The sequence below is a fragment of the Kitasatospora sp. GP82 genome (assembly GCF_029892105.1).
In the GTDB taxonomy this organism is placed as follows: domain Bacteria; phylum Actinomycetota; class Actinomycetes; order Streptomycetales; family Streptomycetaceae; genus Kitasatospora.
Map to the genome: position 1 here is coordinate 103,544 of NZ_JARZAJ010000005.1, position 24,922 is coordinate 128,465.

Genomic DNA, 24,922 nt, shown 5'->3' on the forward strand with positions numbered 1-24,922 from the left:
AGCCGGGACCTCCTGGATGCCATCCCGCGTCCTCCAGAAGTACGTCAGTTCGTCTGTAGCCATAACAGGCCAGGTCATGCCCGGGTTTGCAGCACGGATGCCTCATTGCCGCTTCAATTCTGCTCTGGTTCACCGACGTTGGAGGCGGTTCTGTAGATACCTGCCGGGTGAATCCCGGCGCGAATCGGCCCGCTGCCGACCTCGTCCCGGTGAAAGGTCCGCGCTCATGTCCGTCGCCACTCGCCAAGCCACCGCCCCCGCCCCGTTCGGCTTTCGCGTGCTGCCCAGTGCCGAGGCCGTGCCGGACGCCCGGCGGCGGGTGATACGGGCCGTGCGCGGTTGGGGCTTGCCCCTGGCGGAGGACGCGCTCCGCGATGTCGAGTTGCTGTCCAGCGAGCTGATCACCAACGCCGTATCCCACACGGCCGCCCCGTGCGTCGTGCGCGTGTCCTGGGACGGTGAGCGGTTGCGCGTCGAGGTGACGGATGTCGGCCACGAACTGCCGGCTGCAGGTGGGATCGATCTCGACGCCACCGACGGACGGGGGCTGTTCCTGCTGGCGGCGCTCGCGACGAACTGGGGCGCCGAGCCGGACCCCGCTGGCAAACGGATCTGGTTCGAGGTCGGCACCACCGCTGCCGTTTCGGGCGACGAGCGACTCACTGCGCTGGTGAGGGCCGCTGCCCCGAAAGCACGGGATGTCGGGCCGACCAGTGCCTGACAAGACTTCCTCCTGCCCCGACGTGGGCTTGGGGGGATGCGGGTGGCCGCGCTGGTCAACAGCCACGCGGCATAAGCACCTGAGGTTCCTCGCCGGCGGCTTGCCGTGGCAACGGATCCATCGCTGCACCCACGACGGGGCTGGGCAGTCGGCCCGCCTCATGATTCCGAAGGAGTGCTTCATGCCCGAGAACCTGACAACCAGCACCGAGCTGGAGGGCGACGGTCTGCTGGTCGCCCGTGCGAAGGTCGCCGCGGCCCGCTCGCGTGGCGAGCAGCCGTCGGACGGCGGCTCCACCGGCCGAACCGACACCAACGACTGACGGCTGCATCGCAATGACCGCCGAGCACTTCTCGGTGGTCGAGCGTCTGGGCGGGGATGACTTCCTCGCCCAGACGCTCGGCCGCAGCTTCAAGGTCGCACGCGGTGAAGCCGCGTCACTCACCGGACTCATGAGCTGGGATGACCTCAACGCCATCCTGACCCACCATCGGTTCGAACCCCCTCGCTTCCGCCTCGCCGCCAACGGAGAGCAGGTGCCCGCGCACACGTACTCCCGGCCGATCACCACCCGGCGGAGCACCGTCTGGCACCAGCTCCAGCCCTCCGAGCTGCACAGGCGGCTCGCCGAAGGGGCCACGCTCGTCTTGGACGCCGTCGACGAGCTCCATCCCGGCATCGGAGCTCTGGCCGGTCAGCTGGAGCGCTGGCTGCGGACCGGCGTACAGGTCAATCTGTACGGCTCCTGGACCGGCACCGAGGGCTTCGGCATCCACTGGGACGATCACGACGTGGTCGTTGTCCAGCTCGACGGTGCAAAGCGCTGGCGCATCTACGGCCCCACCCGCACGGTGCCGATGCACCGCGACATCGAGACACCGGAGCCGCCGCCGGAAGAGCCCATTGCCGATCTGGTCCTCACCGCCGGCGATATGCTCTATCTGCCTCGGGGCTGGTGGCACACCGTCGCCGCCTCTGAGGGCCAGCACTCGTTGCACGTCACGTGCGGGCTACAGAGCACCACAGGTGCCGACCTGGTCACCTGGCTATCGGAGATCCTGCGCGCTCACGAGGCCGTCCGGGCGGACATCCCGCGCTTCGGCACCGCCGAGGAGCAGCGTGCCTTCCTCGACACGATCGGCAAGCTCGTCGCGGCCGAGCTGGAGAGCGCGGACCTGATCACGCGGTTCTCCGCAGCCCGCGACGCCACCGAGCGGGCCAGGCTCGTTCCGTCGCTGCCGTACATCACAGCGGCTCCGCCGGACGCTGACCTGCGGGTACGTCTCGTCACCACGCGGCCCGCACTCGCGGCCGGGCCGGAGAGCACCATCCGGTTGACCGCCGGTGGCGAGGAGTGGACGTTCGCGGCCAAGGCCCAGCCGATTCTCGCGCTTCTCTCCGACGGGAGAAGCCACCGGCTGGCCGATCTCGCGCAGGCCGCAGACATCACCCTCACACAGGCTGCCGGCCTCGTAACGGAACTGGTCGACGGACAGGTCGCGACGATCGGGGGTGGGCGATGACCGCACGGCTGGGCCTGGGCACCTACCGCTGTCTCGATGTGGCCGAGGCCGCGTTGATGGCCGCCTCCCGTGGTGCTGACTGGGTGGACACCGCGCCCAACTACGAGAACGGCCGGGCGGAGACATCGCTGGCCCTGGTCCTGGCCGCCTACCCGGATCTGCACGTGTCCACGAAGGTGGGGTTCGTGCCACCAGGCGCCAGGCGTATCGGCGTACGCGCCGGCGCGCTGTCCGCCGAGGATGCCGAGCACGGGCACTGCCTTGCTCCCGACTACATCGCCTGGCAGGTAGCTCGCAGCAAGCGCACGCTCGGCCGAGTGCCTGACTTGGTGTTCCTGCACAACCCAGAACACGGGTGCCGGGAAGGCGAGATCGCGGACCGACTGTACAGCGCCTTCCTGGCCCTGGAAGAGGCGTGCGCCCAACACACCATCAGCGCCTACGGGGTGGCGACCTGGCGGGGCTTCAGTAGCGGCCTCTTCGACGTGCCCTCCCTGCTTGAACTCGCAACCAAAGCGGGCGGCCCGAACCACAGCCTGCGGGCCATCCAGCTCCCTGTCTCGCTCGTCCACCTCGCACCACTCGCCCAGTCCCTCGACGGACAAGGACCGCTGGTCGATGCTATGGACACGGGACTGGAGGTGTTGGTCTCCGCGCCGCTCCACGGCGGCGAGATCCCCGGCTTCGTGACCTCTGACCTGGCCGAACTGATCAGGCCCGGCAGCACACCCGCCCAGGCCGCCCTCGCCGTCGTCGCCTCAGCCCCGGGAGTGAATCGCGTACTCCTGTCGACGGGGAACCCGGAACACTGGAGGCAGGCCGCCGACGCCGTTGGCCAGCCCACGTTGTCTCCGGACGCGCTGCAAAGGGTCATTGATGTACTCGGAACCTGAGCCGGACACCGCCAAGCGGATGCGGGAGACGCACACCGCAGCAGCAGCGGCGCTCCACGCAACGCCGATCGGCTCGCGCGAGGCGTGGGGCTGGCGCGGCCGCACACTCGGCCGCCCGGTCTCCACGCCCCTGGGCGAGGGCTGGCTCCGCCTGGTGTCAGCCCCGGCCGACAAGGCCGGCGGCAAGCTCTGGGAGGGTCCGCAGGAGGCGGAACGCGTCATGCCTCCTGCGGTACCCCGGCCCCGCTTGCGGGAGCGGCGCGCTTGGACCGAGGGCGAGTACGGCTATCTGGCGGAGCTGTACGACAAAGTCGCGACCACCATCACTACCCACGAGCCCATCCTTCGGGCAGCGCTGGACCTGGACGACACCTGGTGGGAGAGTCTCAGCGGCGCGCTCGACGCCATTGCCACCGTACCCAGCAGCCGGGTGGCGATCCGCCAGGAATACCTGGACCGGGCTATGCCGGAATACCTGGGCATCCCCGTCGACACCACCGTTCCCGCGTGGACGACGGCCCACGGCGACCTGCACTGGGCCAACCTCACCAGCCCGAAACTCACAGTGCTCGACTGGGAAGGCTGGGGCATCGCACCCGCAGGCTACGACGCAGCCCTTCTCCATGCCTACAGCCTCCTCGTCCCCGAGACTGCCGCCGACGTCCGCCGGCGCCTCGACCACATCCTCAACACGCCGACCGGACGGTTCGCCGAGCTCGTGGTCATCACCGAGCTCCTGCAAACCACAACGCGCGGCGACAACCTCGAATTGGAGGAGCCACTACGGCATCGACTCGGGCATCTGCTGCAGCTCGGGTAGCCAGGTCGCACCGGACACCAGAGGCCGGCTCTGCCGCGCCCGCGCCTGCGGGTGGCTGCGCGCCCTCGTGCAGCCACCCGCAGGGTGGGCTCGTCCTTCTGGGCGGGCCGGTCGCGTTGGGATATCCAATGCGACAACTTGCTCCGCCTGCGGCATCAGTCCGGTCCCCCAGCGGCCAGTCCATCGCAGTGATCCTGAACGCCGTGATGGCGTTGCAGTCGTCCCAGTCGTTGCATGGCTGGTCAGGCTGGTACGGGTGACGGGCGCGGGACGGTTGGACTCGTTGCGGGGAAGTGACCCGTCCCCGCTCTGAGCTGGGCGGGGACGGGTGGTACGGGTGGCGAAGGGTCAGCGGCCGATGCCGGCGGGCTGTCCGGCCGGCTCGGGGCAATAGCGGCTCCAGGCGTCGAGGAAGCTGTTACGGGTGAAGCCCTTGCGCTGGGTGTCGCGGTCGAAGCGGATGTTCGCCGAGCTGACGCCGTAGTCCTTGAGCAGGAGCTGCAGGCCCCGTGCGCTCAGCCCGGTGGGTCCGCATTCGGCCCACGGAGCCTCGCTGTCGGCCTTCAGCGCGGTCAGGATGTGCTCGGTGGACAGGGCGTCCGGGTTGCCGCACGCAGCGTGGGCCGGTTGCGCTGGTGACCTGCGTTCAGGAGGCCGCGCAGGTCCTCGTTCTTCTCTGCCGCCTTGACGCTGCCGAACAGGGTGTCAGCCTCGTCCACCAGCAGGGTCGGTGGCTTGCTGGTGATCGACCGAAAGATGGCTGCCGAGGACGCGTTGACCGTGATGAGCGGATCGTGGCAGGTCTCGGTGATCACATCGAGCAGCCGCGACTTTCCACACCGCTTGGCCGAACCGATGACCGACATGCGCGGAGCGTGCTGCCACGCGGGCTGCAGGTGGCTGGCTGCCACCCACAAGGTCACCGCGTCAAGGGCATGCTCGGACGGCAGAATGACGAACCGGGCGATGGCTGACCGAAGTTCGGTCAGCAGGTCCGCGCCCGGCGTGACCGGGCCGTCGGTGTCGCCGGTCACCCCATCAAGGGCAACCCGGTCATCTGACCGGGTCACCAGCTCGTCGAGCTCAGCCTCGACCGTCGGCCCGCCATTCTGTCCACAGGCTGTGGGCGGGGTAAGGCCAGTGAGCAGGCTGATGACCGGGTCAGTGACCGGCTGGTCGGCGGTCACGTCGGTCACCCCGGTCAGCCCGGCGGAGTTCCGGTCAGCGTCGCCGGTCAGTCCGACGTTCTGACCGGTCGCCGGGCGGTACTGACCGGGCTGACCGGGGATCGCGGTGGCGGGCCGACCACGAGAAGTGGGGCGCGGCCTGGGTCGAGACCGGCCGGGTCTTCACCAAGGAGAACAGTGAGTGGCTGCACCCCATGGCCATCACCGACCGGTTCCGCGAGCTGTCCGAAGGGGCCGATCTGCCGCCGATCCGCCTGCACGACCTCCGGCACGGCGCGGCGAGCCTCGCTCACGCAGCGGGCGCCGACCTCCACACGATCAAGGAAATGCTCGGCCACTCCTCGATCGGCATCACCTCGGACACCTACACGACCCTGCTCCCCCAGGTCGACCGCGCCATCGCCGAGGCGGCGGCCCGCCTCGTCCCCCGCGCCAACAAGCCGCGCAAGGTTGCCGAGTCCACCCCGGCATCCCCCACGACCCCGCCATCCGCTCACGCATCGCTCACGCAAACGGCCTCGGACGAGAAGTCCGAGGCCGGCGATGAAGCCCCCAGAAGGCCAAAGCTGCAGCTCATCCGGGGTGGAAACGAGAGCCCCCTGTCGGGTTCGAACCGACGACCCCCGCTTTACAAGAGCGGTGCTCTGGCCAGCTGAGCTAAGGAGGCGCGGTGACCGTCCGCGGTTGACCACGGCGGCACCAGGGGCAGTCTACCGGGACGGCGGCGGGTGGTGGTGGCGGATATCAAGGTGACCGGTATGACCGGGCTGTCCGGGTTGTGATCGGATTGATGTCGAATTCGGGTGCGGTGGGGGGCTGACAGCGGGTGAACCGGCGGGTAGCGTCGCCGGGAGTCGGCTCACCGGGTGGTTCAGACCACTGCGGAAGGGCGGCTACGGACAACCCAACCCTTTACTCGGATCGTCCGGCACGTTCCTGCCGGTGAAGGAGAGCACAGCCATGGCTTCTGTGACGTACGACAAGGCGACCCGCCTCTACCCGGGCGGCAACAAGCCGGCCGTCGACGCGCTGGATCTGCACATCGAGGACGGCGAGTTCCTCGTGCTGGTCGGCCCGTCCGGCTGCGGCAAGTCGACCAGCCTGCGGATGCTGGCCGGTCTGGAGGACGTCAATGGTGGCGCCATCCGGATCGGCGACCGCGATGTGACGCACCTGCCGCCGAAGGACCGGGACATCGCCATGGTGTTCCAGAACTACGCGCTGTACCCGCACATGACCGTCGCGGACAACATGGGCTTCGCCCTGAAGATCGCTGGCGTCAACAAGGCGGAGATCCGCACCAAGGTCGAGGAGGCCGCGAAGATCCTCGACCTCACCCAGTACCTGGACCGGAAGCCGAAGGCACTCTCCGGTGGTCAGCGCCAGCGTGTCGCGATGGGTCGTGCGATCGTCCGTGAGCCGCAGGTCTTCCTGATGGACGAGCCGCTGTCCAACCTGGACGCCAAGCTGCGCGTCTCCACCCGTACTCAGATCGCCGGCCTCCAGCGCCGTCTGGGCATCACCACGGTCTATGTGACGCACGACCAGACCGAGGCCATGACCATGGGCGACCGGGTCGCGGTGCTCAAGGACGGTCTGCTTCAGCAGGTCGACACCCCGCGCGCGATGTACGACAAGCCCGCCAACGTCTTCGTTGCCGGGTTCATCGGCTCGCCCGCGATGAACCTGATCGACGTCCCGCTGGTGGACGGCGGTGTGAAGTTCGGCGGTTCGGTCGTCAACGTCTCGCGCGAGGACCTGGCCGGCGCGGGCAGCGACAAGACCGTGACCGTCGGCATCCGCCCGGAGCACTTCGAGATCGTCCCCGCGGGCGGCATCGAGGGTGTCGCCGTCACCGTCAACGTGGTCGAGGAGCTCGGCGCGGACGGCTTCGTCTACGGCACCACCAAGATCGGTGGCGAGGACAAGGACATCGTCGTGCGCGTGCACGGCCGCCAGGTCCCGCAGAAGGGCGAGACCATCCACGTGGTCCCGACCGGCGGCGAGGCGCACGTCTTCTCGACCAGCACGGGCGCCCGCCTGGGCTCCTGAACAACGGCCAACGGCGGTGAGCCTCGGCGGACGGTGTCCGCCGGGGCTCACCCCTTTCCGGCCCTCCCTCGTACGCACCGCCGCCCGCACCGTGCACCCTTCGCACGTACCACGCACGCCTCGCACGTACGTGGCCCCTTTCGGCAGCCGCACGTCAACACGATGACCGGACGAATCAGGACACGAATCACTCGATGGTGTAACGGAGTGCAACTCAAACCCCACCCAGCGCTACTCTCCTGAACGTGAAACAGCTCGTTCGCCGCATCGGCCAGACCGTCGCCCTCACGCTGCCCGTCATCCTGGTGACCACCGGCACCCTTGCCGTGACCCGCGTCCCGTGGGCGCCGCCCACCGGTCTCGACCAGCAGGTGGTCGCGGCGTCCAGCGGCGACGGGACCATCGGCCGCGCCACCACGACCTCCAACACCGAGGGGCTCTCCCCGCAGGACGCGCTCCGCGCCGACCTGATGGACGAGCTGCGCAACCACAACCCGGGGACCGCGCTCGACCTGCTGGAGCGCACCATGCGCGAGAAGCCCACGCTCACCCCGTACTGCAGCACGCTCGCTGCGGAGCTCGGCCGCGCCGCCGTCCGCAAATACCAGGGCGACGTCCAGCGGGCCCGCTCGTTCGCCCGCCCGGTCTGCGACGGCTCCTTCGCTGCGGGCGTGGTCGGCTGACCGTACGGGCACCCGGTACCACCGCCGGCGTACGAACGCCGAGCACCGACTGCCCCACGGGTACCGGGCGCCACGCGGGTACCGAGTGCAGAACGGGCGGTGCCGCTCCAGCAGGAGTCGCTCTTCGACCGGGGACCCTATTGTTCTCGCTATGACCGCTGCCGACGCCATGCCGCCGCTCCCGCACGCCGCGCCCCTCCCCGTGCCACCGCACGTCGGCCCGCCGACCGTGACCCAGGCCGTCATCCTGGCGGGCGGTCAGGGATCCCGGTTGCGTCCGTACACCGACGACCGGCCGAAGCCGCTGGTCGAGATCCCGGGGACCGGGACGCCGATCGTCGGGCACCAGCTGGCGTGGCTGGCCGCCGAGGGTGTCACCGACGCCGTGATCTCCTGCGGCCACCTGGCCGAGGTGCTTCAGGAGTGGCTCGACAGGGCCGATCTGCCGCTGAACGTCCGTACCGTCGTGGAGACCGAGCCGCTCGGGCGCGGCGGCGGTCTGAAGCACGCCTCTAAGGCGCTGCCGCGCCCGGACGAACCCTGGTACGCCACCAACGGCGACATCTGGACCCGCTTCAGCCTCCGTGACATGGCCGCCTTCCACCACGAGCGGGACGCCATCGCGACGCTCGCACTGGCCCGGCCTCGCATCCCCTGGGGCGCCGTGGAGACGGACCGGTTCGGCAATGTGCTGGACTTCATCGAGTCGCCGCCCTCACCGTTCCTGATCAACGCCGGGCTGTACGTCTTCGGGCCGGAGTTCCGGGAGCTGCTGCCTGACATCGGCGACCACGAGCGGACCACCTTCCCCCAACTCGCCCGCAACAGGCGGCTGGCGGGCTACCAGCTGCCGCAGGGCTGCTACTGGCGGGCCATCGACACCGCGAAGGACCTCACCGAGGCGGCCAAGGAACTGGCCTCCGGGGCTGGAAGCCCGACCATCGCCTCCTGACCCCCGCGCCCTCGCCCTCGCCCTCGCCTGCGCCCTCGCCTGGATACGCCCCCACGCAAGCCGCCGCGAACCGCAGGCGGAGAGCGCACGGAAACGGCTGCCGGGCCCCTCCCGAAGGAGAGGCCCGGCAGCCGTACGTCGACGCGATCAGACGGTCATGGTTCCCGGCCTCCCGCTGTCGTGCCGGGCGCCGTCCATCCCGAGCGTGGGCAGGTCGGTCAGCCGGCCGCTCCCCAGCACCCCGCCGAGCAGGCCGCCGCCGGTGGAGCCGGGCTTCGGGGTGGAGCCGCTCGTGCCCGTGGCGCCGCTTCCGGCGCCGCCGCTGCGGCCCCCGGCACCGCCGGAGGTGCCACCTGTGCTGTCGGCGGAGCTGCTCGGGCTCCGGTCCGTCTTCGAGGTGGAGTGGGACTTCCCGGTCCTGGACGACGAGGGCGACGGCGACGCGGAGGGCGAAGGCGAGGCCGGGCGCGCAGCGGACGAGGAGCTGGGCGAGGGCGTGCTGCTCCGGCTCGGCGCCGTGGACTGGCCGGTGGCGGGCCATACCGGCGAGCCGTACTCGGTCGGCGGTTTGGCGGGCCCGGGGGCCGGGCGGCCGCCTGTACGGACCGCTGCGCCCAGTGTGGAGCCGAGCAGCAGGGTCGTCCCGATCACCAGGGCGGTGACCACCGCGCCCCGGCGCAGGATCCGGCGGCGCAGCGCGGCCGGGGCGTCGGAGCCGTACCGGCGCCATGCGTCCAGGGCGATCCGCCCGTCCAGCGAACCGAACGGGGCGCCGGCGATCAGCAGTGGACTCCAGGCCGCCAGGAAGATGAGGTCGGGTGCGTCGTAGACGGGGACGGCCCGCCAGCTGACGGTGAAGAGCAGGGCCGCGGAGAGCACCATCGCGGCGCCTGCCGCGAGCCGCTGCCAGAGGCCGAGGATGGAGAGCACGCCCACCACGACCTCGGTGAACGCGACCCCGAGCCCGGCACCGACGGGATGCGCCATGGCGAAGTCGAGCAGCGGCTGCGCGACCTTCCAGGGGTGCAGCGAGCCGAGCCAGCGCATCATCGAGCCGCGCTGGCCGCCGTCGAAGTACACCGGGTCGCAGAGCTTGCTGAACCCGGCGTAGACCGAAAGCGAGCCCAGCAGCACGCGTAGCGGCAGCAGGACGAGACCCAGGTCGACCTTCCGGCCCGGGTACCAGGCGTGCCTGGTCTCCCCGCTGGGCAGCGGACCGACCTCGGACAGCTCGCCGCTGGGGCGCCAGGCGGGCCCCACCCTGATGCCCGGGCCACCGTGCCCTGCCCGACCGCCGTAACCGGCTGCGCGGCCGGGGCCGTCGGGCGAGCCCGACTGCCTGGGCACGGCGTGCCCGTACGGCTCGAGCCGCTGGGTGTCGTCCATCGCGAAGGAGCCTGACCCGCCACCGGGCCCGCCTGCGGGAGCGGGCACGGTGCTGAGGCGGACGGCTTCGAGCAGCTGGGTCGCCGCCAGGTCGCCCGGCGCGGCCTGCCCGGTCCAGGTGACGGCGGTGACCCGGCCCTTGCGACGGACGGGCGTGCCGACGGACCCGACCAGACCGATCCCGGCCAGCGCCGGGAACGCCGAACTGTCCACCACGACCTGCGGAGTACCCATTGGCCTGCTGCCGAGGCTCTGCATGCCGTACGGGTCGCCGAAGGCCGCACCGGCCGGGGCATCAATGATCGGGGCCACCGGGGCGGCGAGCCGTACCCGGAAGCTGGCCTGGGTGCTGCTGAGGCGGGCCGGGTCCGACGGCACCTTGACCGTGTTGAGGCCGGGGCCGTCGTCTATCCCCGCCGTGCTGCCCTGCCCCGGGCGCCGAGGTGTTCTGGTGTCCACACCCGTCTAACCGGGTGACGGCCGGTTAGGACACTCTCCCGAGTGGATTCCTGGCGCCGATTGAAGTGATCATGCGCAAACCGATCGAGCCCGGTCAGGCCCGATCGGTTGACGGTCAGAAATCCGGTGCCCCGGGTCACCCGCAGGCGACGGGAACCTCGGTCGGCCGAGCCCGGACGTGCACGCCCGGAGCTCCCGAGGCTCCCGCGGCGGCGTCAGCCGCGCTTCGCCCGCTGCCGCGCGGCCTCGTACAGCACGATGCCCGCCGCGACACCGGCGTTCAGCGACTCGGTCTCACCCGGCATCGGGATCCGGACCCGGATGTCGCAGGTCTCGGAGACCAGGCGGGACAGGCCCCGGCCCTCGCTGCCCGCGACGATCACGACCGGGCCGGTCAGCACGTCCAGGTCGGCGATCTCGGCCTCGCCGTCGGCGGCCAGGCCGACCACCATCAGACCGGCCTTCTGGTACGCCTCCAGGGCCCGGGTCAGGTTGGTGGCCCGGGCGACGGGCAGCCGCGCCGCCGCGCCGGAGGAGGTCTTCCAGGCGCCCGCCGTCATACCGGCGGCCCGACGCTCGGGGATGACCACACCGTGCGCGCCGAAGGCGGCGGCGGAGCGGACCACGGCGCCGAGGTTACGGGAGTCGGTGACCCCGTCCAGCGCCATGATCAGCGCGTCCTCGCCGGACTCGGAGGCGGCCTCGACCAGCTCGTCGGGGTGCGCGTACTCGTACGGCGGGACCTGGAGCACCAGGCCCTGGTGGTTGAGCCCGCCGGTCATCTGGTCCAGCTGCGCGCGCGGGGCCTCCATCAGCGGGACACCCCGCTCGTTGGCGGCCTGGAAGGCGTCACGGACGCGGTCGTCGGTCTCGATGAACTGCATCACGTACAGCGCGGTGGCCGGAACGCCGCCCTTCAGGGCCTCGACCACCGAGTTGCGGCCGACCACCAGCTCGGCAGCGCCCGCACCACCACGGCCACCACGGCCGCCGGCACCCGCGCGGCGCATACCGGCACGCGCCTTGGCGTCCCGCTCGCGCTTCAGCGCGGCGTTGGCGGCGCGCTGCTTGGGGTGACCCTTGCGAGCCTCACCGGGCGGGGTCGGGCCCCGGCCCTGGAGCGACTTCCGGCTGTGGCCACCGGTACCGACACTCGCGCCCTTCTTCGATCCGGGGTTGCGGCGGTTCCTGCGTGCGCTGTTGCCGGCCATGGCTGTACTTCCTGTCTGTCCGTCACGCCCGGCGGCCGTCGGCCGCCCACGGCATGCTCTGCGTCATGTGGGCCCCTCCCCGTCCGTCGCCGGACAAGGAGGGAGGGCCGCACCGGTCCGGCACGGCCCACCCTCACCCCTTCACCGCAAAGGGGTTACTGGTTGTTGATCGTCCAGCGCGAGCCGGACGGGGTGTCCTCGATCGACAGCCCGGCCAGCGCGAGCTGGTCACGGATGGCGTCCGCGGTGGCGAAGTCCTTGCGGGCCCGGGCCGCCTGCCGCTGCTCCAGCACCAGCTGGACCAGCGAGTCCACCACCCCGTGGAGGTCGTCGCCCCGGTCGGCCCCGGCCCACTGCTCGTCGAGCGGGTCGAGACCCAGTACACCGAGCATCGCACGGACCTCGGCGAGTCGCGCCACCGCGCTCTCCTTGTCGTCCGCGGTGAGCGCGCTGTTGCCCTGCCGGACGGCGGTGTGCACGACCGCGAGCGCCTGCGGCACACCGAGGTCGTCGTCCATCGCCTCGGCGAAGGCCAGCGGCACCTCGGGCGCCGCGTCCACCGGGCCGCAGCGCTCGATCGCGCGCTGGATGAAGCCCTCGATCCGGGCGAAGCCGGTCTCGGCCTCGCCGATCGACTCCTCGCTGTACTCGATCATCGAGCGGTAGTGCGGAGCGGCCAGGTAGTAGCGGAGCACGATCGGCCGCCAGCGCTGGACCATCTCGGAGATCAGCACCGAGTTGCCGAGCGACTTGCTCATCTTCTCGCCGCTCATGGTGACCCAGGCGTTGTGCACCCAGAAGTTGGCGAAGTCGTCGCCGAAGGCCCTGGACTGGGCGATCTCGTTCTCGTGGTGCGGGAAGATCAGGTCGAGGCCGCCGCCATGGATGTCGAAGGCCTTGCCCAGGTACTTGTGCGCCATGGCCGAGCACTCCAGGTGCCAGCCGGGACGCCCCCGGCCCCACGGGGTGTCCCAGCTGGGCTCACCCTCCTTGGCCCGCTTCCACATCGCGAAGTCGCGCGGGTCGCGCTTGCCGGTCTCGCCCTCGCTCTCGGGCTGCAGCAGGTTCTCCAACCGCTGGTTGGAGAGCCCGAGGTACTGGGGGAAGGTGCCCACGGCGAAGTAGACGTTGCCCTCGGACTCGTACGCATGCCCCTTCGTGATGAGCTTCTGCATCATCTCGATCATCTCGGGGATGTGTCCGGTGGCACGCGGCTCCACGGAGGGCGGCAGGCAGCCCAGCGTGGCGTAGCCCTCGTTGAAGGCCCGCTCGTTGGTGTACGCGATCTGCCACCACGGGGTGCCGAGTTCGCGCTCCTTCTTGATCACCTTGTCGTCGATGTCCGTGACGTTGCGGACGAAGGTGACCTGGTAGCCGCGGTAGCCGAACCACCGGCGCATGATGTCGAAGTTGAGGTAGGACCGGATGTGTCCGATGTGCGGGGCCGCCTGGACGGTCGCGCCACACAGGTACATCGAGACACAGCCCGGTACAAGCGGGACGAAGTCGCGTACCTGGCGGGTGCTGGTGTCGTACAGGCGAAGGCTCACAGCGTCAAGCGTAGTGGGCGGCAGGGGGTGCCCCGCCACCTTTCCGGCCCGCAGTCCTCAGTTCTTCGTCGTATCCACACCGCAGCGGGGGCCGCTCGAACGCCGCCCACCGTCCGCACGGGTGCGGCCGACCGCCGTGCGGGGCCCGCTCCGGCAGACCGCTCGGACACTCCCGTCCTGGCTGTCGCCAACGGCCCCGCAGCACGAAGCATCCTTGCGAGCGACTCCCGGCCGACCGGCAGTCTCCATCGACTCCCTTGCGGAAAAGACGAATTGACTGTCAGTCAGCACATGAGCCCGCCGGATGGAACGCAACGGCCGGGGTGATCAGCCGACTTCGTAGACCAGCGCCGTGGCGAGCGCGGCCAGCCCCTCGCCCCGGCCGGTGAGACCGAGGCCGTCGGTGGTGGTGCCGGAGACGGAGACCGGGGCGCCGACGGCGGCGGAGAGTGCGGCCTGCGCCTCGTCCCGACGCTTGCCGATCTTCGGGCGGACGCCGATCACCTGGACCGAGACATTGCCGATCTCGAAACCGGCCTCGCGGACCAGCCGGGCCGCCTCGCCGAGCAGCTTCACCCCGGCCGCGCCCGACCACTCGGGCCGGTCGGTGCCGAAGTGCGCCCCCAGGTCACCGATCCCGGCAGCCGAGAAGAGCGCGTCGCAGGCCGCGTGGGCGGCCACGTCCGCGTCCGAGTGCCCGGCCAGGCCGAACTCCGAGTCCGGCCACTGAAGACCGGCCACCCAGAGCGGGCGGCCCGCCTCGAAGGCGTGCACATCGGTGCCGATGCCGATCCGCGGCACCACAGGGTCAGAAGCCATCGGAGGCCCTCCGTCGGGCGAGTACGGCCTCGGCGAGTACGAGGTCCAGCGGGCGGGTGACCTTGAAGGCCTCTTCGTGGCCGGGCACGACGACCACCTGGCCGCCGTAGCGCTCGACCAGTCCGGCGTCGTCGGTGACCGGCGGCAGCGCGCCGTCGGCCTCCTCGGCCAGCGCCTTCTGGTGCACCTCGTGCAGGGTGTCCCGACGGAAGCCCTGCGGGGTCTGTACGGCGCGCAGCGTGGCGCGCTCGGGCGTGTCGAGCACCGGCTCGGGGCCGCCCGGTGTGGTGGCGGAGGCCACCCGCTTGACGGTGTCCGCCAGCGGTACGGCCGGGACGACGGCCTCGGCGCCCGCGCGGACGGCGGCCGCGACCGCGTCCACCACGTCCACCGGCACCAGCGGCCGGGCCGCGTCGTGCACCAGCACGATCTCGGTCCCGGCCGGGATCGCGGCCAGACCCAGGCGCACCGACTCCTGGCGGGTGGCGCCGCCGGCCACCACCCGGACGTCCTTGCCGTCCAGACCGTGGCTGTCCAGCAGCGCGGCCACCTCGGCCTCGCCGCCGGGCGGCGCCGCGACCACGACGAGACCGACTGCCCGGCTGCGTGCCAGGGCCCGTACCGCGTGCACCAGCAGGGGCACCCCGCCGAGCTCGCGCAGGGCCTTCGGGGCTCCGGGCCCGAGCCGCTCGCCCCGGCCTGCGGCTGGTACGACGGCTGCTGCAACTGCTGCTGTGGCGTTCAGGTTTCACTCCTTCGCCGAAGTGGGTATGGCCATGGCGTGCGCGGCGGGTGCACGGCGCGGACCCCTTCCAACCGCGAGTCCGTGAGCCTCCGCACACTCCTCAGGGCCCCGCGGGGCAGAGTCACCGTCGCACCGAGTTCCGCCGTGGTCCACCGCGTCGACACACTCCCGGGCTTGCACACGCCCGGGCGCGGGTATGCCGAAGCGCCCGAAGTGCCGCCGCACCATCCGTCCCGGTACGCGGGGTACCGGACCATGATGGCGCGCCGACATCGGGCGCCGTGGCATTGCGGGGCTACCGTGAGGTCGGCCTCAGGAGGCCAGCACCTCGTCGAGCAGCGTCTCCGCCTTGTCCTCGTTGGTGTTCTCGGCCAGAGCAAGCTCGCTGACCAGGATCTGCCGGGCCTTGGCCAGCATTCGCTTCTCACCGGCCGACAGACCGCGCTCGCGCTCGCGGCGCCACAGGTCGCGCACGACCTCGGCAACCTTGATGACGTCGCCGGACGCCAGCTTCTCCAGGTTCGCCTTGTAGCGGCGGGACCAGTTGGTGGGCTCTTCGGTGTACGGTGCACGAAGCACCTCGAAGACGCGGTCCAGACCCTCCTGGCCGACTACGTCACGCACGCCGACGAACTCTGCGTTCTCAGCGGGCACGCGCAGCGTCAGGTCTCCCTGCTGCACCTTCAGCACCAGGTAGGTCTTGTCCACACCCTTGATCTGGCGAGTTTCGATGGCCTCGATCAGCGCAGCCCCGTGATGGGGGTAGACCACCGTGTCGCCAACCTTGAACGTCATGTGACAGGACCCCTTCCGTGGCTTTCCAGAATAACACGCTTTTCGGCGCACCCGAAGGGCGTTTTCGCAGGTCAGGGCCGGTCTCGGGGCTTGACAAGCACCCCCTTCACGTGCTGCGACCGATGTTCGACGGAGGCTTCCCGCAGGTCGGAGGCGGTATGGAGGACCTGACGAAACCTGTGGCGACACTGCGGAAACCATGATTGGATCTTGAGTTTTTGCCGCGTACTCCGTCGTGGCCCGATCTTGCTTTCGGCCCGGTTCCACCGGCCGGACGGGGGGCGACCGGCGGGTGACCATCGTTCGTGCGCGGCGTACCCCTCAGCCGTACGGCCGAGCAAGGCCGTACGGGCACCCGGGGCGCGACACGGGGCCACCCCGTGAGTAGCGGATAAGTGCGGTCGGTAGTCTGAGCCCTGACCACCCGACACGTGATCCAAGGAGAAGCGCCGCCGTGAGCCGGAGCCTTCGACGCGGCGCCATCGCCGCCCTCGTCCTCGCAGCGATCGTCCCGCTGTCCGCCTGCGCCGCCGGGAACACCCCGGACACCCTGCAGATCAAGCCGGACAACGCGGCGGCCTCGCTCGGGGAGAACCTCAAGCTCAACAACATCGTGGTGGTGACCAAGGCCGACGCCGTCGCCGATCAGACCGGCCCGGCCAACGTCTCGGTCAACATCGCCAACAGCGGCACCTCCCCCGAGGCATTGCAGTCCGTCACCGTCGGCGAGGGCGCCGCCGCGACCTTCACCGACGCCAAGGGCGCTCCGCTCAGCGAGATCGTCATCCCGGCCGGCGGCTCGGTGCTGCTCGGCGGCGAGGGCCAGCCCGCCGCGCACCTCGCCTCGGCTGCCGTCAAGGTCGGCGGCTTCGCCCCGGCCACCTTCGCCTTCGCCAAGGCCGGCAAGGTCACCGCCCAGGCCCAGGTCGCCCCGGCCACCGGCCTGTACGCCGCTTTCGGCCCGGCCGTGGCTCCCGCCGCTCCGTCGGGCACCGCGTCCGCCCCGGCTTCGGCCCCGGCTTCGGCCCCGGCCTCCGCCCCCGCCTCGGCCCCGGCGTCCGCCCCGGCTTCGGCGCCCGCTTCGGCCCCGGCCTCCGCCCCGGCCGGTACGACCCCGAGTGGCAGCCCGAGCGCGCACTGACGCCGGTCAGCGACCACGCAAACGGCGAAGGGCCCCTGCTGAGCAGGGGCCCTTCGTGTTCCGTCCAGGCGGTTTACGGCTCGAACTTGTAGCCGAGGCCGCGCACCGTCACCAGGTAGCGCGGCGCTCCCGGGTCGGGCTCGATCTTCGCCCGCAGGCGCTTGACGTGGACGTCCAGGGTCTTGGTGTCGCCCACGTAGTCGGCGCCCCAGACCCGGTCGATCAGCTGCATCCGGGTGAGCACCCGGCCCGCGTTGCGCAGCAGCATCTCCAGCAGGTCGAACTCCTTCAGCGGCAGGTCGACCTTGGCGCCGTCCACCGTGACCACGTGCCGATCGACGTCCATCCGGACCGGGCCCGCCTCCAGCGCGCCCGGGCCGCCGCTGTCGCCGCTGCCGTTGCCGTCCTCACCGCGGCGGCGCAGCACCGCCCGGATCCGGGCGACCAGCTCACGGGTGGAGTAGGGCTTGGTGACGTAGTCGTCGGCTCCTATCTCCAGCCCGACGACCTTGTCGATCTCACTGTCCTTGGCCGTCACCATGATCACCGGGACATTGGAGCGGACCCGCAGCTGGCGGCAGACCTCGGTGCCGGGCAGGCCGGGGAGCATCAGGTCGAGCAGCACCAGGTCGGCGCCATTGCGTTCGAACTGCTCCAGGGCGTCGGGCCCGGTGGCGGCGATGGCCACCTCGAAGCCCTCCTTGCGGAGCATGTACGACAGGGCGTCGCTGAACGACTCCTCGTCCTCGACCACCAGTACTCGGGTCACGATCGGGCCTCCGGGGCAGGAAGGGGGATTGCGGTTACGGGGGGTTCGTTCGACAGGTCGGGTACGGGGTGCTCCGCCGGGGCCTGCCCGGCGGGGAGCCGCACCGTGAAGGTAGAGCCTTGGCCCTCGACGCTCCAGACGGACACGGTGCCGCCGTGGGAGGCAGCGACGTGTTTGACGATGGAGAGGCCGAGGCCGGTTCCGCCGGTGGCCCGGGAGCGGGCCGGATCGACGCGGTAGAAGCGCTCGAAGATCCGCTCGCGGTCCTTCTCCGAGATTCCGATGCCCTGGTCGGTCACCGATATCTCGATCAGCTCGCCGTCCGCCTCGCCGAGTGCGGCGGCGCTGGAGATGCGACGGGTGGCGATGGCCACCCGGGTGCGGGGCGGACTGTAGTTGACGGCGTTCTCGACCAGGTTGCCGAGTGCGGCGGCCAGCTGGCCGCGGTTGCCGTGCAGATAGAGCTCACCGATGCCGCCCGCCGCGATATGGATCTGCTTGGCGGCGGCCGGCTGGCGGCAGCGGTCGATCGCCTCGGCGATCAACTCGTCCACCGGCACCGGCTCCGGGTCCATCAGCAGCTGGTCGTCCTGGACCCGGGAGAGGTCGATGATCTCCTGGACCAGGCTGGCCAGCCTGGTGGCCTCGATCTGCATCCGGCCGGCGAAGCGCTGGACGGCCTCCGGGTCGTCGGAAGCGTCCGCGACGGCCTCGGAGAGCAGCGAGAGCGCACCGACGGGGGTCTTGAGCTCATGGCTGACGTTGGCCACGAAGTCGCGGCGGACCGCCTCGATCCGGCGGCGCTCGGTGAGGTCCTCGACCAGGACCAGCACCAGCCGCGAGCCGAGCGGGGCGACCCGGACCGAGACCGCGAGCGGCTCGGCCGCCCGGGCGACGCCCGGACGGGGAACCTCCAGCTCGACCTGCCGGATCTCACCGTCCCTGCGGGTCGCCCTGGCCAGCGAGAGCATCTGCTCGACAGCCATCGCACCGCCCCTGACCAGGCCCATCGCATAGGCGGCCGAGCTGGCCTTGACCACCTCGTCGCCCTCGCCGAGCACGATGGCACAGGAGCGCAGCACGGAGAGCACGGTGTCCACGCCGGGCGGCAGCGCCGGCTCCTGGGTCGGTGCGCTGCTCACACTGGTTCGGTTCTTGCCGCTGCTGCCACGGTTCAGCTCACGCTCGCTCCAACGGAACGCTATGGCGGCTGTGAGGCCGACACCGAGCCCGGCTATGGCGCAGGCAGCGGCGGCAGCCACATTCACGTCCATACGGCCAGCCTAAGCGCTAGGTGAAGACCTCCCCCAAGAGTGCGATCAAGGGATCGGCCTTACGTTGCCGAGAATTCACCTTCAGGTTTCCACCGGTTCACTGCACCGGCCGTGCGTGGTCGCCCGGACGGCCCAATGTGGGTGGCGCAGCCCGTGTGGGCGGTGGCGCGCGTACGATTCGCGCCACCAGCAGCGGCCTTCCCGGCCGTCGTACGCGATGCCCGCCGGGCGTGACCGTACGGAATGACGGGATGCCCGGTCGGCACCGCCACCGACACAGCTACTGAGGGAGAGAGCATGCGCGACGCGTACCACGAGGAACTCGACTCGATCAGCGACGGACTGGTCGAGATGGCCCGGCTGGTCGGTTCGGCCATGGGCCGGGCCACCACTGCGCTGCTCGACGCGGACCTGGCGCTGGCCGAGAGCGTCATCGCCGCCGACGAGAAGGTCAACGCGCTCCACCACGACCTGGAGAGCCGGGCCATCGACCTGCTGGCCCGCCAGCAGCCGGTCGCGACCGACCTGCGGATCGTCGTCACCAGCCTGCGGATGAGCGCCGACCTCGAGCGCTGCGGCGACCTGGCCCGCCATGTCGCCAAGGTGGCCAGACTGCGCTACCCCGCCACGGCGGTCCCGCGTGACCTGCACTCGATCGTGCTGGAGATGGGGCAGCTCGCCCAGCGGCTGGTCGCCAAGGCCGGCCAGGTCATAGCCACCAAGGACGTGGACAAGGCGCTGGAGCTGGAGCAGGACGACGACGCGATCGACGCGCTGCACCGCGAGCTCTTCTCGCACCTGCTGGACGACCGCTGGCAGCACGGCATCGAGACGGCCGTGGACGTGACCCTGGTCGGCCGGTACTACGAGCGCTTCGCCGACCACGCGGTGTCGGTGGCCAAGCGCGTGGTGTTCCTGGTGACGGGCGAGCACGCGGGCGAGTTCGTCCCGGCCACCGAGGTCGGCAGCGCCGAGTAGGCAGCCCCCTCGGGGGCGCGCGAGGCGGTTGCACTGCTGAACCGCGCGCCCAGGGTCCCCGGCGGGGGGCGCACGGAAGCGCCGTCCGGCCACCACCACGCGCCCGTTGACGCCCCGTCACCAACGGGGCTTCACTCATGGAGTAGGCACACCGACGTGTGCCCGTACCGAGGAGGGCCCCAGCGCGATGAAGGCAACCCCGACCCCGAACACTCCCCCGCCGAGCATCACCGAGCCGTCCGCACCGGCCCTGCTCCCGATCCTCGCCGCCGGCTGCGGCTGCGGCCCCGGCTGCGGCTGCGGCTGCCAGTCGGGCGCGCCGTGCCAGTGCGGCGGCGCCAGCGGCGGCTGCTGCGGCGGCCACTGAGCAGCCGCGTCCCGTCCGCAGGCCGGGTGCCCCCAACCGCTCGGCGGGGGGCACCCGGCCTGCGCGTCAGAAGGTGACGTCGGTGCAGGAGTAGAAGGCAGCCGCCACCAGGGCGTGGCGCTTACGCATGGTGCTCCTTCCTGAACCCGCTTCTGGACATGCCAAGGCGGGGCGTGGGGGTGGATGGAGTGCACGGAGGCGCAGCCCGCATGCGTGGGGGCGGGATCCGAGAACGGATGGTGGCGCGCCCGCGCCGGTTCCGGCACATACGGTAGAAGCGCGGCCGTCGGCCGTCAATGGTCTGAACCACCTCTGAAACACCCCTGAAGACCTCGAACTTCCTTGTACAGCAGGGGCGTTGCCGGACAGGAGGCATCGGCCCCGGGCGCCGTCGCACGAGCGAGCCCCCTGCCACGCGGGAGATCCGCAGGCAGGGGGCTCGGTTGCGCTCGAGCACTCTTCGAGGCGCGGGGACTACTTCTTGCCCTGGTTCTTCACGGCCTCGATGGCGGCCGCGGCGGCCTCGGCGTCCAGGTAGCGGCCGCCCTTGACGACCGGCTTGAAGTCGGCGTCCAGCTCGTACACCAGCGGGATGCCGGTGGGGATGTTCAGGCCCGCGATGTCCTCGTCCGAGATGCCGTCGAGGTGCTTGACCAGCGCACGCAGGCTGTTGCCGTGGGCGGTGACCAGGACGGTCCGGCCGGCGGCCAGGTCCGGGACGATCGCGTCGTACCAGTACGGCAGCATGCGCTCGACGACGTCCTTGAGGCACTCGGTGCGCGGGCGCAGCTCGCTCGGGATGTCGGCGTAGCGGGCGTCACCGGCCTGCGAGTACTCGGCGTCGTCGGCGAGCACCGGCGGCGGGGTGTCGTACGAGCGGCGCCAGAGCTGGAACTGCTCCTCGCCGAACTCGGCCAGGGTCTGGGCCTTGTCCTTGCCCTGGAGCGCACCGTAGTGGCGCTCGTTCAGGCGCCAGCTGCGGCTGACCGGGATCCAGTGGCGGTCGGCCTTGTCCAGGGCGATCTGCGAGGTGCGGATAGCGCGGCGCAGCAGGGAGGTGTGCACCACGTCGGGGAAGAAGCCCTCGGCGGCGAGCAGCTCGCCACCGCGCGCAGCCTCCTTCTCGCCCTTCTCGTTGAGGTCGACGTCGACCCAGCCGGTGAAAAGGTTCTTCTGGTTCCACTGGCTCTCGCCGTGGCGGAGCAGGATGAGTCGGTACGTCGTGTCAGCCATGGCTCACAGCTTAATGGAGCCGGAAAACCGCCGACCGGGCCGAAAGCCTTTCCGTAAGGTGCATGTACGGCATATGCCGCTTACATGTTCGCCGAGCGGCCCCTCCTGCATCGGGGCTGCCCGGGGCCGCCCGGGGCCGCTCAGCCCTGATCGGTCGGCTGCGGCGGGGTCGCCGGCCCGGCCGGGACGGACAGATGGGCGAAGGCTTCGAGGTTGCGGGTGGACTCGCCACGCTTGGTGCGCCACTCCCACTCGCGCCGGATGGCGGAGGCGAAGCCGAGTTCGAGCAGGGTGTTGAAGGGCTCGTCGGCGTTCTCCAGCACGGTGCCGAGCAGCCGGTCCACCGCGTCCGCGGTCAGCGCCTCCAGCGGGAGGCGGCCCGCGAGGTAGACGTCGCCAAGGCCGTCGATGGCGTACGCGACCCCGAACAGGCGGGTGTTGCGTTCCAGCAGCCAGCGGTAGACCGCCTCGTGGTTCTCGTCAGGGCGGCGGATCACGAACGCGTTCACCGAGAGCGTGTGGTCCCCGATGCGCAGTGCGCAGGTGGTGGCCAGCTTCCGGGTGCCCGGCAGCGAGGCGACCAGGGTGTACGGGTCGGTTGCGGCCGGTTCCCAGGCCACCTCGGCCTCGTCCAGTGCGGCGCGGAGCAGGCCGAGAGCGTCGTCCTTCGTGCGGATTGCCATGGAGGAGACGCTACTCGGCGGTAGGGGCACAGTGCAGCCGGGTCGGCCGGTGTCTGCGCAGCACCTTCGTGGGCCGAGCTCGGCCCTGCGCCCCGGGCCCGGCCGATGAGCCAGGCCGTACGGCCCCGCCCGGCGCAGCCGATCGCCCCGGCCCGGCGCAGCCGATCGCCCCGGGCCGGGGCGTCAGCGCAACCGGCCACCCCGGGCCGGAGCGTCAGGACAGGCGGAGCCGGGAGCGCCCCAGACGCCCTGCCGGGCGGGTGAGCGCGCCCGCGTACACCTCCGCCGTGGCGGCGGCGGCCGCGTTCCAGCCGAAGGCCGCCGCGTGCCGGGCGGCGGCCTCGCCCTGCTGTCCGACCAGCTCGGGCCGGGTGACATACGGGTGCAGCGCCTCGGCCCAGGCGTGCGGGTCGTGGCCGTGCACCAGGGTGCCCGTACGGCCGTCCTGGACGGCGACCGGGAGACCGCCGACCGCTGCCGCGACCACCGGCGTGCCGCACGCCTGCGCCTCCAGGGCCACCAGACCGAAGGACTCGCTGTACGAGGGCATCACCAGCGCCGAGGCGGCCCGGTACCACTCGGCGAGCTGCGGCTGGCCGACCGGCGGGTTGAAGCGGACCACGTCCGAGATACCGAGCTGGGCGGAGAGCTTGTGCAGGCTCTCCGGCCTCTCGAGGCCGGTGCCGGAGGGGCCGCCGACGACCGGGACGACGAGCCGCTCGCGCAGCTCCGGCGCCCGCTCCAGCAGCACCGCGACGGCCCTGAGCAGCACATCGGGCGCCTTGAGCGGCTGGATCCGACCGGCGAACAGCAGGACCGCGGCGTCCTGCGGCAGGCCGAGCCCGGCCCGCGCGGCAGCGCGGTCACCGGGCCGGAAGACGTCCAGATTGACGCCGGGATGGACGACGGCGAGCTGGTCCCGGCGCGCGGAGTAGTGGTGCGAGAGCTCGTCGGCCTCCTCGGCGGTGTTGGCGATCAGCCGGTCCGCAGCCTCGACCACCTGGGTCTCACCGATCACCCGCGCCGCCGGCTCCGGGGTGTCGCCCTCGGCGAGCGCGGCGTTCTTGACCTTGGCCATGGTGTGCATGGTGTGCACCAGCGGCACGCCCCAGCGCTCGGCGGCCAGCCAGCCGACCTGCCCGGAGAGCCAGTAGTGCGAGTGCACCAGGTCGTAGTGGCCCGGACGGTGCCCGGCCTCGGTGCGCAGCACGCCGTGGGTGAAGGCGCAGAGCTGGGCAGAAAGGTCCTCCTTGAGCAGCCCCTCGTACGGGCCCGCCGTGACGTGCCGGACCAGCACCCCGGGGGCGAGCGGGACGGTGGGCGCGTCCTCCGAGCGAGTCGCCCGGGTGAAGATCTCGACCTCGATGTCCAGCTCGGCCAGGCGCTTGGCCAGCTCGACGATGTAGACGTTCATCCCGCCCGCGTCGCCCGTGCCCGGCTGGTGCAGCGGCGAGGTGTGGACGCTCAGCATGGCTATCCGGCGCGGCCGACGGGAGCGCCCGCCGACCAGTGCCTGCAGACGCCCACGGGCGGGTGGAAGCCCGATCTGGGCACGAAGTGCCGTCCGTACGGGGTGCTGGGTCACCGGGCTGAAGCCTCCTCTTGCTCCCCGACTGCCGTGGCCATGCTGTTCCTGCGGGCTGTGCTGCTACTGCGTGCCTGTCCTGCGTGCCGGGCCAGCGGGCGTGCCTGCCGCGCCGAACCGCCGGGGCTCCTGCCCTGCCTGGACACCGCCTATGGGCGGTGGCTCGGACGGGCATTCGTCCAGTGTGACAACTTCGGGGTCGATGGCCGGTATTCCCGTCTCGCTGGATGAGATGGGCCGACATCGGCCACGTAGGCTGCCTGGCATGGCCGCCTCGTTCGATCCCTCCCCCGCCCGTGGGCGCTCCGCCCGCCCGGTCGGCACGGTGACCCGAGGCACGACCAACACCAACCGGCTGCGCCGGATGGACCGCTGGATCGCCCACACCCTGGGCCCCGTGCTGCGCTCGGCCGACCGGCCACCCGTCGCCGTGGACCTCGGCTACGGCGCTGCACCATGGACCGCCGTCGAGCTCTCGAACCGGCTGCGGGCGGTGCGGACGGACATACGGGTGGTGGGGATCGAGATCGAGCCCGAGCGGGTCGCGGCCGCCCTTCCGTACGCCGAACCGCCGCTGCTGACCTTCCGGCGCGGCGGCTTCGAGGTGCCGCTGGACGGGGCGGCGCCACTGCTGATCCGGGCGGCGAACGTGCTGCGACAGTACGAGGAGTCGGCGGTCGCCGCGGTCTGGGAGCGGCTCTGCGGACGACTGGCACCCGGTGGCCTGCTGGTCGAGGGGACGTGCGACGAGATCGGCCGACGGCACGTCTGGGTCGCGCTCGGCCCCGAAGGGCCCAGGACGGTGACCTTCGCCGCCCGGCTGGGCGGGCTCGGCCAGCCCTCCGATCTGGCCGAACGGCTGCCCAAGGCGCTCATCCACCACAACGTTCCCGGGCGTCCGGTGCACGCGTTCCTGACCGACTTCGACCGGGCGTGGTCGGCCGCGGCGCCGTACGGAGCGTTCGGGGCGCGCCAGCGATGGGTGGCCGCCTGCACGGCGCTGGCGGGCAACTGGCCACTGGCGGACGCGCGAGGGCGCTGGCGGCAGGGCGAGGTCACGGTGCCGTGGAGCGCGCTGGCCCCGTAGCGGGTCCGC

At 71.3% G+C, this 24,922-nt stretch carries 23 protein-coding genes, 1 tRNA gene and 2 pseudogenes; 13 read left to right on the top strand and 13 right to left on the bottom strand.

What is annotated here, in order from left to right; translation table 11 throughout:
* The first annotated feature begins 226 nt into the window (after positions 1 to 226).
* The 5 genes from P3T39_RS07035 (at position 227) to P3T39_RS07055 (ending at position 3,957) form a co-directional block, all read left to right on the top strand.
* Positions 227 to 721, top strand: coding sequence for an ATP-binding protein (locus P3T39_RS07035; protein ID WP_280696479.1), 495 nt, complete (start codon positions 227 to 229; stop codon positions 719 to 721).
* A 181-nt stretch (positions 722 to 902) separates the two neighbouring features.
* On the top strand, positions 903 to 1,043 hold the full coding sequence (locus tag P3T39_RS07040) for a hypothetical protein (RefSeq protein WP_280696480.1): 141 nt from the start codon (positions 903 to 905) through the stop codon (positions 1,041 to 1,043).
* 13 nt (positions 1,044 to 1,056) lie between these two features.
* The gene (locus P3T39_RS07045; RefSeq protein WP_280696481.1) at positions 1,057 to 2,244 is read left to right on the top strand and encodes a cupin domain-containing protein; all 1,188 of its coding nucleotides are present in this window, start codon (positions 1,057 to 1,059) and stop codon (positions 2,242 to 2,244) included.
* Positions 2,241 to 3,137, top strand: coding sequence for an aldo/keto reductase (locus tag P3T39_RS07050; protein WP_280696482.1), 897 nt, complete (start codon positions 2,241 to 2,243; stop codon positions 3,135 to 3,137). Before P3T39_RS07045 ends, P3T39_RS07050 begins: the two co-directional genes overlap by 4 nt.
* Positions 3,121 to 3,957 (top strand): hypothetical protein, encoded by an 837-nt coding sequence (locus tag P3T39_RS07055; protein ID WP_280696483.1) that lies wholly within the window; start codon positions 3,121 to 3,123, stop codon positions 3,955 to 3,957. The genes P3T39_RS07050 and P3T39_RS07055 overlap by 17 nt, the downstream gene beginning before the upstream one ends.
* Positions 3,958 to 4,305: 348 nt before the next feature.
* Here the strand turns inward: P3T39_RS07055 and P3T39_RS07060 are convergent.
* Positions 4,306 to 4,991, bottom strand: a pseudogene (locus P3T39_RS07060) (DUF3631 domain-containing protein).
* 323 nt (positions 4,992 to 5,314) lie between these two features.
* Between P3T39_RS07060 and P3T39_RS07065 the strand changes: the two are divergent.
* Positions 5,315 to 5,509: pseudogene (locus P3T39_RS07065) on the top strand (tyrosine-type recombinase/integrase); the annotation flags it as partial.
* Between the two features lie 228 nt (positions 5,510 to 5,737).
* On the opposite strand, the gene P3T39_RS07070 reads toward P3T39_RS07065, so the two are convergent.
* Positions 5,738 to 5,811 (bottom strand) — tRNA-Thr (locus P3T39_RS07070).
* Between the two features lie 293 nt (positions 5,812 to 6,104).
* Here P3T39_RS07070 and ugpC point away from each other — a divergent pair.
* The 3 genes from ugpC (at position 6,105) to P3T39_RS07085 (ending at position 8,831) form a co-directional block, all read left to right on the top strand.
* Positions 6,105 to 7,196, top strand: a complete 1,092-nt coding sequence (gene ugpC, locus P3T39_RS07075; RefSeq protein ID WP_280696484.1) for a sn-glycerol-3-phosphate ABC transporter ATP-binding protein UgpC — start codon at positions 6,105 to 6,107, stop codon at positions 7,194 to 7,196.
* 245 nt (positions 7,197 to 7,441) lie between these two features.
* Complete coding sequence (locus tag P3T39_RS07080; RefSeq protein WP_280696485.1) at positions 7,442 to 7,879, top strand: hypothetical protein; 438 nt, start codon at positions 7,442 to 7,444, stop codon at positions 7,877 to 7,879.
* 169 nt (positions 7,880 to 8,048) lie between these two features.
* Positions 8,049 to 8,831, top strand: coding sequence for a nucleotidyltransferase family protein (locus P3T39_RS07085; protein ID WP_280696621.1), 783 nt, complete (start codon positions 8,049 to 8,051; stop codon positions 8,829 to 8,831).
* Positions 8,832 to 8,978: 147 nt separating this feature from the next.
* Here P3T39_RS07085 and P3T39_RS07090 read toward each other — a convergent pair whose 3' ends face one another.
* The 6 genes from P3T39_RS07090 to P3T39_RS07115 all read right to left on the bottom strand — a co-directional run bounded on the left by P3T39_RS07090 (position 8,979) and on the right by P3T39_RS07115 (position 15,796).
* Positions 8,979 to 10,676 (bottom strand): DoxX family protein, encoded by a 1,698-nt coding sequence (locus tag P3T39_RS07090; protein WP_280696486.1) that lies wholly within the window; start codon positions 10,674 to 10,676, stop codon positions 8,979 to 8,981.
* 215 nt (positions 10,677 to 10,891) lie between these two features.
* Complete coding sequence (gene rlmB, locus P3T39_RS07095) at positions 10,892 to 11,887, bottom strand: 23S rRNA (guanosine(2251)-2'-O)-methyltransferase RlmB (RefSeq protein ID WP_280696487.1); 996 nt, start codon at positions 11,885 to 11,887, stop codon at positions 10,892 to 10,894.
* Between the two features lie 155 nt (positions 11,888 to 12,042).
* Entirely contained in the window at positions 12,043 to 13,437 is a 1,395-nt protein-coding gene (gene cysS, locus P3T39_RS07100) for a cysteine--tRNA ligase (RefSeq protein WP_280696488.1), read from the bottom strand.
* A gap of 327 nt (positions 13,438 to 13,764) precedes the next feature.
* Positions 13,765 to 14,256 (bottom strand): 2-C-methyl-D-erythritol 2,4-cyclodiphosphate synthase, encoded by a 492-nt coding sequence (ispF, locus tag P3T39_RS07105; protein ID WP_280696490.1) that lies wholly within the window; start codon positions 14,254 to 14,256, stop codon positions 13,765 to 13,767.
* Positions 14,246 to 15,001: a 2-C-methyl-D-erythritol 4-phosphate cytidylyltransferase gene (gene ispD / locus P3T39_RS07110; RefSeq protein WP_280696622.1), complete on the bottom strand. Its 756-nt coding sequence runs from the start codon at positions 14,999 to 15,001 to the stop codon at positions 14,246 to 14,248. Before ispD ends, ispF begins: the two co-directional genes overlap by 11 nt.
* A 312-nt stretch (positions 15,002 to 15,313) precedes the next feature.
* The gene (locus tag P3T39_RS07115; RefSeq protein WP_014136563.1) at positions 15,314 to 15,796 is read right to left on the bottom strand and encodes a CarD family transcriptional regulator; all 483 of its coding nucleotides are present in this window, start codon (positions 15,794 to 15,796) and stop codon (positions 15,314 to 15,316) included.
* Positions 15,797 to 16,250: 454 nt separating this feature from the next.
* Between P3T39_RS07115 and P3T39_RS07120 the strand changes: the two genes are divergently transcribed.
* Positions 16,251 to 16,937 (top strand): DUF461 domain-containing protein, encoded by a 687-nt coding sequence (locus tag P3T39_RS07120; RefSeq protein ID WP_280696491.1) that lies wholly within the window; start codon positions 16,251 to 16,253, stop codon positions 16,935 to 16,937.
* 73 nt (positions 16,938 to 17,010) lie between these two features.
* On the opposite strand, the gene P3T39_RS07125 is transcribed toward P3T39_RS07120, so the two are convergent.
* Positions 17,011 to 17,706, bottom strand: coding sequence for a response regulator transcription factor (locus P3T39_RS07125; RefSeq protein ID WP_280696492.1), 696 nt, complete (start codon positions 17,704 to 17,706; stop codon positions 17,011 to 17,013).
* The gene (locus P3T39_RS07130; protein WP_280696493.1) at positions 17,703 to 18,980 is read right to left on the bottom strand and encodes an ATP-binding protein; all 1,278 of its coding nucleotides are present in this window, start codon (positions 18,978 to 18,980) and stop codon (positions 17,703 to 17,705) included. Before P3T39_RS07130 ends, P3T39_RS07125 begins: the two co-directional genes overlap by 4 nt.
* Positions 18,981 to 19,277: 297 nt before the next feature.
* Between P3T39_RS07130 and phoU the strand changes: the two genes are divergently transcribed.
* Positions 19,278 to 19,958: a phosphate signaling complex protein PhoU gene (phoU, locus tag P3T39_RS07135; RefSeq protein WP_280696494.1), complete on the top strand. Its 681-nt coding sequence runs from the start codon at positions 19,278 to 19,280 to the stop codon at positions 19,956 to 19,958.
* Positions 19,959 to 20,145: 187 nt separating this feature from the next.
* Positions 20,146 to 20,325 (top strand): hypothetical protein, encoded by a 180-nt coding sequence (locus P3T39_RS07140; RefSeq protein ID WP_280696495.1) that lies wholly within the window; start codon positions 20,146 to 20,148, stop codon positions 20,323 to 20,325.
* 474 nt (positions 20,326 to 20,799) lie between these two features.
* Here the strand turns inward: P3T39_RS07140 and P3T39_RS07145 are convergent, their stop codons facing one another.
* The 3 genes from P3T39_RS07145 to mshA all read right to left on the bottom strand — a co-directional run bounded on the left by P3T39_RS07145 (position 20,800) and on the right by mshA (position 23,787).
* A complete protein-coding gene (locus tag P3T39_RS07145) occupies positions 20,800 to 21,558 on the bottom strand; it encodes a phosphoglyceromutase (RefSeq protein ID WP_280696496.1) in 759 nt (252 codons plus the stop codon).
* Positions 21,559 to 21,698: 140 nt separating this feature from the next.
* Positions 21,699 to 22,241 (bottom strand): YbjN domain-containing protein, encoded by a 543-nt coding sequence (locus tag P3T39_RS07150; protein ID WP_280696497.1) that lies wholly within the window; start codon positions 22,239 to 22,241, stop codon positions 21,699 to 21,701.
* A 214-nt stretch (positions 22,242 to 22,455) separates the two neighbouring features.
* Positions 22,456 to 23,787 (bottom strand): D-inositol-3-phosphate glycosyltransferase, encoded by a 1,332-nt coding sequence (mshA, locus tag P3T39_RS07155; protein WP_280696623.1) that lies wholly within the window; start codon positions 23,785 to 23,787, stop codon positions 22,456 to 22,458.
* 304 nt (positions 23,788 to 24,091) lie between these two features.
* Between mshA and P3T39_RS07160 the strand changes: the two genes are divergently transcribed.
* Complete coding sequence (locus tag P3T39_RS07160; RefSeq protein ID WP_280696498.1) at positions 24,092 to 24,913, top strand: class I SAM-dependent methyltransferase; 822 nt, start codon at positions 24,092 to 24,094, stop codon at positions 24,911 to 24,913.
* Positions 24,914 to 24,922: the final 9 nt, after the last annotated feature.